7 protein-coding genes and 1 pseudogene are annotated in these 10552 nt (G+C 61.9%); 3 read left to right on the top strand and 5 right to left on the bottom strand.

Annotated features, from left to right (window positions below; genetic code table 11):
- The 3 genes and pseudogenes from HX846_RS05750 to HX846_RS05760 form a co-directional block, all read left to right on the top strand.
- Nucleotides 1–297, top strand: a pseudogene (locus tag HX846_RS05750) (efflux transporter periplasmic adaptor subunit); the annotation flags it as partial.
- On the top strand, nt 294–3347 hold the full coding sequence (locus tag HX846_RS05755; RefSeq protein ID WP_087692737.1) for an efflux RND transporter permease subunit: 3054 nt from the start codon (nt 294–296) through the stop codon (nt 3345–3347). The pseudogene HX846_RS05750 and the gene HX846_RS05755, both read left to right, overlap by 4 nt.
- A 120-nt stretch (nt 3348–3467) precedes the next feature.
- A complete protein-coding gene (locus HX846_RS05760) occupies nt 3468–5651 on the top strand; it encodes a glycoside hydrolase (protein WP_178965105.1) in 2184 nt (727 codons plus the stop codon).
- Between the two features lie 94 nt (nt 5652–5745).
- Here the strand turns inward: HX846_RS05760 and HX846_RS05765 are convergent, their stop codons facing one another.
- The 5 genes from HX846_RS05765 to HX846_RS05785 form a co-directional block, all read right to left on the bottom strand.
- Nucleotides 5746–6372, bottom strand: coding sequence for a bifunctional 2-polyprenyl-6-hydroxyphenol methylase/3-demethylubiquinol 3-O-methyltransferase UbiG (locus HX846_RS05765; protein ID WP_177021017.1), 627 nt, complete (start codon nt 6370–6372; stop codon nt 5746–5748).
- Between the two features lie 39 nt (nt 6373–6411).
- On the bottom strand, nt 6412–7056 hold the full coding sequence (locus HX846_RS05770) for a methionine ABC transporter permease (RefSeq protein ID WP_003211840.1): 645 nt from the start codon (nt 7054–7056) through the stop codon (nt 6412–6414).
- Complete coding sequence (locus HX846_RS05775; RefSeq protein WP_178965106.1) at nt 7046–8164, bottom strand: methionine ABC transporter ATP-binding protein; 1119 nt, start codon at nt 8162–8164, stop codon at nt 7046–7048. Before HX846_RS05775 ends, HX846_RS05770 begins: the two co-directional genes overlap by 11 nt.
- Nucleotides 8161–8976, bottom strand: coding sequence for a MetQ/NlpA family ABC transporter substrate-binding protein (locus HX846_RS05780; protein WP_003211844.1), 816 nt, complete (start codon nt 8974–8976; stop codon nt 8161–8163). Before HX846_RS05780 ends, HX846_RS05775 begins: the two co-directional genes overlap by 4 nt.
- Before the next feature lie 143 nt (nt 8977–9119).
- Nucleotides 9120–10472, bottom strand: coding sequence for an LLM class flavin-dependent oxidoreductase (locus tag HX846_RS05785; protein ID WP_178965107.1), 1353 nt, complete (start codon nt 10470–10472; stop codon nt 9120–9122).
- Between the last annotated feature and the right edge of the window lie 80 nt (nt 10473–10552).

Below are 10552 nucleotides of genomic sequence, written 5' to 3' on the forward strand. Positions count from 1 at the left end.
ACACCGCACGCGTTCCGCCTTGGCACCGCCATCAGCGTGACCCTGAGTTCAGCCATCGCGCCGCGTATCGAATTGCCCCTCAGCGCCTTGCAGGAAGCCGACGGCAAGACCCGCATCTGGGTCATCGACACCCAAAGCCAGACCGTACAGCCCCGTGACGTCAGCATCGTCAGCCGTGACGCCGACAGCGCCTTGCTCAACGCAGGCGTCAAACCCGGCGAGCGGGTGGTGAGTGCCGGCGTGAACAGCCTGAAGCCCGGGCAAAAAGTCAAAATCGACGAGGACAGCCCGCGATGAAAGGGAGCTTCAACTTATCCGACTGGGCCCTCAAGCATCAGTCCTTCGTCTGGTACCTGATGTTCGTCGCGCTGCTGATGGGCGTGTTCTCGTACATGAACCTCGGCCGCGAGGAAGACCCGTCGTTCACCATCAAGACCATGGTGATCCAGACCCGCTGGCCGGGTGCGACCCAGGAAGAGACCCTGAAGCAGGTCACCGACCGCATCGAGAAAAAACTCGAAGAGCTGGACTCCCTCGACTACGTGAAGAGCTACACCCGGCCCGGCGAGTCCACGGTGTTCGTGTTCCTGCGGGACACCACCAGCGCCAAGGACATCCCGCAGATCTGGTACCAGGTCCGCAAGAAGATCGACGATATTCGCGGCAGCTTCCCCCAAGGCTTGCAGGGGCCGGCGTTCAACGACGAGTTCGGGGATGTGTTCGGCTCGGTGTACGCGTTTACCGCCGACGGCCTGTCGATGCGCCAGCTGCGCGATTACGTGGAGCAGGTGCGCGCCGAAATTCGTTCGGTACCGGGGCTGGGCAAGGTCGAGATGATCGGCCAGCAGGACGAAGTGATTTACCTGAATTTCTCCACCCGCAAACTCGCAGCGCTGGGGATCGATCAGCGCCAGGTGGTGCAGAGCCTGCAATCGCAGAACGCGGTGACGCCGGCTGGGGTGATTGAGGCCGGGCCGGAGCGGATTTCGGTGCGCACCTCCGGGCAGTTCGCCTCGGAGAAGGACCTGGCCAACGTCAACCTGCGGCTCAATGACCGTTTCTATCGGCTGGCCGACGTGGCGGAAATCACCCGTGGCTATGTCGACCCGTCGACGCCGATGTTCCGCTTCAACGGCAAGCCCGCCATCGGCTTGGCCATCGCCATGCAGAAGGGCGGCAACATCCAGGACTTCGGCAAGGCCCTGCACAAACGCATGGACGACCTGACCGCCGACCTGCCGGTGGGTGTGGGCGTGCACAAGGTTTCCGACCAGGCCGAAGTGGTGGAGGAGGCCGTCGGCGGCTTCACCAGCGCGTTATTCGAGGCGGTGATCATCGTGCTGGTGGTGAGCTTTATCAGCCTCGGCGTGCGTGCCGGGTTGGTGGTGGCGTGCTCGATCCCGCTGGTGCTGGCGCTGGTGTTCGTGTTCATGGAATACAGCGGCATCACCATGCAGCGGGTGTCGCTGGGCGCGTTGATCATTGCCCTCGGCCTGTTGGTGGACGACGCGATGATCACCGTGGAGATGATGATCACGCGCCTGGAAAAAGGCGAGACCAAGGAGCAGGCCGCGACCTTCGCCTACACCTCCACGGCATTCCCGATGTTGACCGGTACGCTGGTGACCGTTGCCGGTTTTGTGCCGATTGGCCTTAATGCCAGTTCGGCGGGTGAGTACACCTTCACGCTGTTTGCGGTGATTGCCGTGGCGATGCTGGTGTCGTGGGTGGTCGCGGTGTTGTTCGCGCCGGTGCTCGGCGTGCACATCCTCAGCAGCAAGGTAAAACCCCACAATGCCGAGCCCGGCCGGGTGGGCCGGGCGTTCAATGGCGGCATGCTCTGGGCCATGCGCAATCGCTGGTGGGCCATCGGCATCACGGTGCTGTTGTTTGTGGCGTCGGTGTTTTCCATGCAGTTTGTGCAGAACCAGTTTTTCCCGTCTTCGGACCGTCCGGAAATCCTCGTCGACCTCAACCTGCCGCAAAACGCCTCGATCAACGAGACCCGCAAGGCCGTCGACCGTCTTGAGGCGATCATCAAGGACGACCCGGACATCGCCCGCTGGAGCACCTATATCGGCCAGGGCGCGATCCGTTTCTACCTGCCGCTCGACCAGCAACTGGAGAACCCGTACTACGCGCAACTGGTGATCGTCAGCAAGGGCCTGGAAGAGCGCGGCGCCTTGATTGCGCGCCTGCAAAAACGCCTGCGGGAAGATTTTGTCGGCGTGGGCAGCTTCGTGCAGCCACTGGAAATGGGCCCGCCGGTGGGGCGTCCGATCCAGTATCGGGTGTCTGGCAAGGACATCGACCAGGTGCGCAAACACGCGATCGAACTGGCGACGATGCTCGATAAAAATACCCACATGGGCGAGATCATCTACGACTGGAACGAGCCGGGCAAAGTCCTGCGGGTGGACATCGCCCAGGACAAGGCGCGGCAACTGGGGCTGTCGTCGGAAGACGTGGCGCAGTTGATGAACAGCGTGGTCAGCGGTGCGTCGGTGACCCAGGTGCATGACGATATCTACCTGATCAACGTGGTCGGCCGCGCCGAAGATGCCGAACGCGGTACGCCGGAAACCTTGCAGAACCTGCAGATCGTCACGCCCAACGGCACCTCGATTCCGCTGCTGGCGTTTGCCACCGTGCGCTATGAGCTGGAACAGCCGTTGGTGTGGCGTCGCGACCGCAAGCCGACCATCACCATCAAGGCGGCGGTGCGCGACGACATGCAGCCGACCGACCTGGTGAAACAGCTCAAGCCGGACATCGACAAGTTCAGTGCTGGGTTGCCGGTGGGCTACAAGGTCGCCACCGGCGGCACCGTGGAAGAAAGCGGCAAGGCCCAGGGCCCGATTGCCAAGGTAGTGCCGTTGATGCTGTTCCTGATGGCGACCTTCCTGATGATCCAGCTGCACAGCGTGCAGAAGATGTTCCTGGTGGCCAGCGTGGCGCCGCTGGGGCTGATTGGCGTGGTGTTGGCGCTGATTCCCACGGGCACGCCCATGGGCTTTGTGGCGATTCTGGGGATCCTTGCGCTGATCGGCATCATCATCCGTAACTCGGTGATCCTGGTGACGCAGATCGACGCCTACGAGCGCGACGGCTACACGCCGTGGGACGCGGTGGTGGAAGCCACCGAGCACCGGCGCCGGCCGATCCTGCTGACCGCAGCAGCGGCTAGCCTGGGCATGATCCCTATCGCCCGTGAAGTGTTCTGGGGCCCGATGGCCTACGCGATGATCGGCGGGATCATCATCGCCACCTTGCTCACGCTGCTGTTCCTGCCGGCGCTGTACGTGGCCTGGTACAAGATTCGCGAGCCGAAGAAAGAACAAGCCTGACAGCCACAGCGGTGACATTCCTACACGGACGTGGGAATGTTCCCTGAAACATTTTTTTGCCCTTCGCACCCGATCAATTGTTTTACCCTCCGGGCCTGATCCTTTGCCAAGGCCTGCCCCATGCGTTGTTTCCTGCTGGTTTGTAGCTTGTTACTGTCGCCCGTGGCCCTTGCCGGCACGGTGCTGGAGAACGCCCTGTGGCGGGTTGAGATCGACCCGGCGACCCTTGCGATCCACGTTATCCCCAGCGACAAGACCGCCGTGCAGGCTTCAAGCGGAGGCCCTGCGCACAGGGTCAACCAGCTCTCCCAAAGCACCCGTCAGGCCAGTTGGCAATGGGACGATGGCGCCTATCGCCTGAGCGCCACCCTCGAGCAACGGGATCTTGCCCTGACGATTACCGCCCGTGATGCCGGTGAGTTGGCGATCCTGCGCCAACCCGCCAGCGCCATGGGCAAGGGCCTGATCTGGCCCCTGGCCGAAGGGCATTACGTGCCGGCGGGCAATGGTGTGTGGCAGGACTTCCTGCTGGAACAGGGCGACGTCAACACCACCCAGGACCTCAGCTTGCCGCTGTGGGGCGTGGATCACGGCGCGTTTACCCTCAACTGGCTGATGACCAATCCTTACAACAACCGTCTGCACTGGCAGGCCGACGGCAAAGGACTGGCGTTGTCCGCCTTCCATGAATTCACCACGCTGGACCCCGCGGCACCGATGACCGTTCTGTTGCACCTGGGCGAAAGCGACCCGCTGGCCGGCGCCAAGCGTTATCACCAGTGGCTGGTGGAGCAGGGGCTGTTTGAACCGTTGGCGGACAAGTTGCGGCAAACCCCGGAAGCGGAAAAGCTGCTGGGCGCCAGCCATATCTACCTGTGGGGCAATGATCTGCTGGCTCCGGGGGATGTGCGCGACTGGCCGCAACTGCTCAAGCTGCTACGCAGCGGTAAAGGCTTGGCGGCTGAATTGAATGGCTTGCTGGACAAAGAGGCTGCGCAGGTTCGGCAGGTCAAGCAACCGTATGAGCAGGCTGTCCTGCTGCGCGGCCTGAACGCGGCGATCAACACAAAGGCCCGGCAAAGCTGGCAGCCCTCCACCGAGCCGAATATGACCCAACTCGCTGATGGCTATGGTGCGCTGCGTCGTGAGTTGGCCGTGGCCTTTGCCGGTGCCTTGAGCGCCACGCCTGAGACTTGGGGCAACACCTTGTCCGTCACCAACGCGCTGAAAGGCGCCGGTCTCAAGCGCCTGCTGGTGACCCAGGGCGAAGGCTGGGAAGGCGGGCTCTGGCATCCTGAGGCGGTGAAGACCGGGGTCGAAGCCGGTTACCTGATGGCGCCCTACGACTCTTATGAAACGGCACTGTCTGCCACCGAAAATCCCGACTGGACCACCGCGCACCTGGGCAGCAAGGCCTATGGCGAGTGCGCGATCGTGTTGAAGGGCGGCCAGCTCAAGACAGGCTTCCAGAAGTCCGGCCACTACACCGACCCGCGCTGCGTGCGGCCGTTGCTGGAGGCGCGGATCAAGGCGGTGCAGGCCAAGTCCGGGTTCAACGCCTGGTTCCTCGACGCCTATGCCACCAGCATGTTGTTCGACAGCTATCGCACGGGTGCGAGCATGACCCAGGCACAAAACGCCGAAGGCAATATCGATGCGGCCCGCTGGATCAATACGGCGCTGAAGTTGCCGGCAGGTTCCGAGGACGGCAACGCGATCACCGCCCGAGGCATCCTGTTTGCCCACGGCATGCAAACGCCGGTGCTGGGTTGGGGTGATCGTGAGATGACCAAGGACAAGCAGTCGCCGTATTACGTCGGGGCTTGGTACCCGCCGGAACAGCCGGCGGTGTTCTTCAAGTCGGTGCCGTTGAAAGAGCCGTTTCGCACGGTCTACTTTGACCCGACGATGCGCCTGCCGCTGTATCAGGCGGTGTTCCATGGCTCGGTGATCACCACCCACCATTGGCTGTTCGACAGCCTGAAACTGAGCAACGTGCGGGCCGAAAACGAGCTGACGCAACTGCTCTACAACGTGCCGCCGCTGTATCACCTGAGTGCGGCGACGGTGAAGCAGCGCTTGCCGGTGATTCAGCGCCAGGACGCGTTCTTCCGGCCGCTGCATGAACGGTTGGCGACTCAGGCGATGACCGATTTTCGCTGGCTGACCGAAGATAAACAGGTGCAGCAGACCACGTTTGCCGATGGAACGCGGTTGGTGGCGAATTTTGCTGAGGGGCGTATTACGGCTTTTGTGCCTGGCGCCCAGGCTGTGGTGTATCAGGTGGATGAGTGGCGGCTGTGAGTCCTTCGCGAGCAAGCCCGCTCCCACAGGGAAATGCATTCCAAAATGTGGGAGCGGGCTTGCTCGCGAAGGCGTAAGCCCAAACAACAAAGACCTACAGCTTGCGCCACACACTCGCCAGCCACGGCTGTTGTTCCCGAGGCAATCCCGCTGGCCGGTAGTAATGCTCCAACTCCACAAACCCCGCAGCCGTCAGCAATTCCTGCCAGGCCTGCAAGTCGTGATACGAGCCATACCGCGGCCCATTCCAGCCCTCCTGGTTTTCACCCCGAGGGTTTGAGCTGAACAACACTCCACCGACCTTCAACGCCCCATGCAACTGCCCAAGAATGCGCGGCAGTTCCTGCTTGGGAATATGAAACAGCACCGCATTGGCGAAGATCCCGTCGAAACGGCCGGCTGGCAAATCCAGCTTCAGGAAGTCCTGTTGCAGCACTTCACAGCCGCTGTCTTCCCGGGCCATCTGTGCAAAGCGCTCCGAACCATCGAGCCCCACCGCGATGTGGCCCATGCGGGTAAACGTCTGCAAATCCCGCCCCGGCCCGCAGCCGAAATCCAGCACGGTAAACGGTGCGTCGCCCTGGATATGCCGCAGCAACGCATCAATGTTCTGGCTCACATCGTGATCGCGGGTGCCTTCACGAAAATCCTCGGCCACTTTGTTGTAGTGGCCAAGGGTGGTGGAGGTGATCTGGTCGAGGTCGTCGGGGGCGAGTTTCATGGCAGGTTATACCGGGCGCTGAGATGGCCCGACTATACCTCACCTCTTGTTCAGAACCCTGGCCAACCGATCGCCGCCCAACTGAATCACGGCTACCAGGATCACCAGCAGCACAATCACGGTGAGCATGATCTGCGTGTCAAAACGCTGATAGCCATAGCGATAGGCAATATCCCCCAGCCCACCGGCGCCAATTGCCCCGGCCATGGCCGAGGAGTTGATCATCGTCACCAGGGTAATCGTGAACCCGCCGACAATCCCCGGCAGCGCCTCCGGCAGCAGCACATGCCAGACGATATGCCAGCGCCGGCAACCCATGGCCTGCGCCGCCTCGATCAAGCCGTGGTCGACTTCGCGCAAGCTGACTTCGGCGATTCGCGCAAAGAACGGCGTGGCCGCGATGGTCAACGGCACCACCGCCGCCCACACGCCATAGGTGGTGCCGACGATCAACCGGGTGAACGGAATCAGCGCCACCATCAAAATCAAAAACGGGATCGAGCGGAACAGGTTAACGAACGCCCCCAGCACCCGATTCAAGGCAGGCGCCTGATAGATGCCGCCCTTGTCACTGGTCACCAGGAACACCGCCAGCGGAATCCCCACCAGCAATGCAATCAACGACGACACTCCGACCATCAACAGCGTGTCGATGGCGCCCTGCAATAAACGATCAAACCACATAGCCCAGCACCTCCACCTGTTGTGCCCAGCGCCCGGCGCGGCTGCGCAGTTCTTCGGCGGTCAGGGACGAGCCGCTCACCGCCAGCAGCAATTGCCCCAAGGCGTGGCCCTGGATGCGTTCCACACCGCCTTGCAGCAAGCGCACGCGCCCGCCGAGGGCGCTGAATAACGCAGCAAGATCGGGTTCGTCTTCGGCACTGCCAGTCAGTTGCAAGCGCAGCACCACGGCGGCGTCCTTTGAGGTCGGATTGGCCTGCAGGCGGCTTTGCAACTCTTCAGGCAGGCCATGTTGCAGCGGCGCCAGCAGGGTTTTACTGACCTCATGCTGCGGGTTGCCGAACACTTCCCACACCGGGCCTTGCTCGACCACATGGCCGTGTTCCAGCACCACCACGCGGTCGCAGATTTCGCGAATCACGGCCATTTCGTGGGTGATCAGCACGATGGTCAAGCCCAGGCGTTTGTTGATCTCCCGCAGCAGACCGAGGATGGATTGCGTGGTCTCAGGGTCGAGCGCTGAAGTGGCTTCGTCGCACAACAGAATCTGTGGGTCATGCACCAGTGAGCGGGCGATGCCCACCCGCTGTTTCTGCCCGCCGGACAGCTGCGCCGGGTAAGCCTTGTGCTTATCCTGCAAGCCGACCAATTCCAGCAGTTCCCGCACCTTCTTCTCGCGCTGCTCCTTGGGCACGCCTGCGACTTTCAACGGCAGTTCGACGTTCTGCCACACAGTCTTGGCCGACATCAGGTTGAAGTGCTGGAAGATCATGCCGATGCGTCGGCGCAGGGTGACCAGGCGGTCTTCGTCGAAGTCGCCGATGTCCACCTGGTCAATCAATACCCGGCCGCTGCTCGGTTGTTCCAGGCGGTTGATGGTGCGGATCAGCGACGACTTGCCTGCGCCGCTGCGGCCGATGATGCCGAAGACTTCGCCGCGCTGGATCGCCAGGTCGATGCCTTGCAGGGCGGGCACGGATTGGCCGTCATAGGTCTTGCCCAGGTTGATAAAGCGCACGTGCGCGCGATTCAGGTCCGGGTGCAGTTCTGTCTGCTCGGCGTCCCTGGGCGGCAGGCCCAGGTCGCGCAGTTGAGAGTGGGCGGCGGTCATTTTTTATCTTCCCAGCCCACTTGGTAGAGCTTGCCAAGGGATTTATCCAACGCGGCGCGCACCACCGGCGAGTGCTGGTAGATGTCGACGAACTTGATCACCCGCGGGTCGGTTTTGCTCTTGGGCTGGACCACGAACTGGATCACGTACTCCGGGTGGTCGAGGCCGTCGAACAGCAGCGCTGACTCGGCATCGAAGGTCTTGGACAGGCGGATATACGCCGGGTAGCCCTGCACCAGGTCGGCGTCGTCATAAGCGCGCACCAGTTGCACGGCCTCCACTTGCAGGATCTTGATCTTCTTCGGGTTGGTGACGATGTCTTCTTCAGTGGCCTTGTAGCCTACGCCCGGCTTGAGCGTGATCAAGCCGGCCTTGGCCAGCAGTTGCAGGCCGCGACCACTGTTGATCGGGTCGTTGGCAATCGCCACGCTGGCGCCCTGGGGCAGGTCGTTGATGCTCTTGTACTTCTTCGAATACAGGCCGACGTTGTTGATGATGCCCGGCGCGTACGGCACCAGGTCAAAGCCGGCGGCGGCCTTGGCGTTTTCCAAAAACGGGATGTGCTGGAAGTAGTTCACGTCGATATCGCCGGCTGCCAGGCTGACGTTGGGTGCGATCCAGTCGGTGAATTCCACCAGTTCGACTTTCAAACCCTGTTTGCCGGCCTCTTCGACGGCGGCCTCCAGGGGAATGGCGAAGGCGGCGGTGGTGCCGACTTTCAAGGGAGCGTCAGCGGCGAATACCGCCGAGCTGAACAGTCCGAGGGCGAGCGCCAGTGCTTTGACTGGGTGGCTGAGCAATGTTTTTTTCATAGTGGATTTCCAGTCATAAGGTGTGAGTGCAAACAACTCGGTCAACTGTGGGAGCGGGCTTGCTCGCGAAAGCGGTGTGTCAGTGAATGCATCCGGCGACTGATACAGCGCTTTCGCGAGCAAGCCCGCTCCCACATTTTGGTTCAGTGGCGGTAGGTGGAGCCGGTGTGTTGTTCAGGCAGGTGCGCCGAGTGGTGGAAGACTTTCTCCCGCAACGTCCCGGTCTCATACGCGGTTTTGTACGAGCCCCGGCGCTGCAGCTCCGGCACCACCAGTTCGATGAAGTCGACGTAGCTTTCCGGGGTGACGATGCGCGTCAGGTTGAAGCCATCCAGGCCGGTTTCGCTGATCCATGATTCAAGTTCATCCGCCACCTGTGCCGGCGAACCCACCAGGGTGATGTAGCGCCCGCCCAGGGCGTGCTGCTCAAGCAACTTGCGCCGGGTCCAGTCATTGTTCTGCAGGTTCTTGGTCGCGGACTGGATGGCGTTGCTCTTCACGTACTGGATCGGTTCGTCGATTTCGTACTGTGAAAAATCAATCGCCGTAGAGGCCGAGAAATGCGCCACGCCGGCTTCCGCACTGGCGTAGCTCAGGTACTCGGTGTGCTTGGCCCACGCAGCTTCTTCGGTGGCGCCGACAATCACGTTCAGGCCCATGAACACCCTGATATCGTCCGGGTTGCGCCCGGCTTCCACGGCGCTGGCGCGCACCTTGTCCACCTGGATCTTGGTCGAGGCCTTGTTCTGCCCGCTGATGAACACGCACTCGGCGTGACGCCCGGCAAACAGCAGTCCACGGTCGGAGCTGCCCGCCTGGAACAGCACCGGCGTGCGTTGCGGCGACGGCTCGCACAGGTGATAACCCTCCACCTGATAGAACTCGCCCTTGTGCTCGACCTTGTGCACTTTTTCCGGCTGGGCATACACCCGCGCCTGCGGATCGTTGATCACCGCGTCGTTTTCCCAGCTGCCTTCCCAGAGTTTGTAGAGCACCTCCAGGTATTCGTCGGCCTGGTCGTAGCGCCGGTCGTGCTCGACCTGCTCGGTCAGGCCCATGGCCTTGGCGGCGCTGTCGAGGTAGCCGGTGACGATGTTCCAGCCCACCCGGCCACGGCTCAGGTGGTCGAGGGTCGACATGCGCCGGGCGAACAGATACGGCGGTTCGTAGGTGAGGTTGGCGGTCAGGCCGAAGCCAAGGTTTTTGGTCACTGCCGCCATGGCCGAGACCAGCAGCAACGGGTCGTTGACCGGCAGCTGGATCGCTTCCTTGAGCGGCACGTCCACCGAGTTCTGGTAGACGTCATACACGCCGACGATGTCGGCGATGAACAGCCCGTCGAACAGTCCGCGTTCCAGCAATTGCGCCAGTTCGGTCCAGTACTCGATGGTTTTGTACTGGGTCGAGTTGTCCCGTGGATGGGTCCACAGGCCGTGGTTGATGTGCCCGATGCAGTTCATGTTGAAGGCATTGAGCAGGATTTTTTTCTTCGCCATCAGATAGTCCCCCGCAGTGGCGGGTTTTCATCGTTGAGGTAGTAATTGCCCACAGCAAAGTACTTCCAGCGCACCGGGTC

Origin of the sequence: Pseudomonas sp. K5002 (genome assembly GCF_013386655.1) — a bacterium.
Taxonomy (GTDB): Bacteria; Pseudomonadota; Gammaproteobacteria; order Pseudomonadales; family Pseudomonadaceae; genus Aquipseudomonas.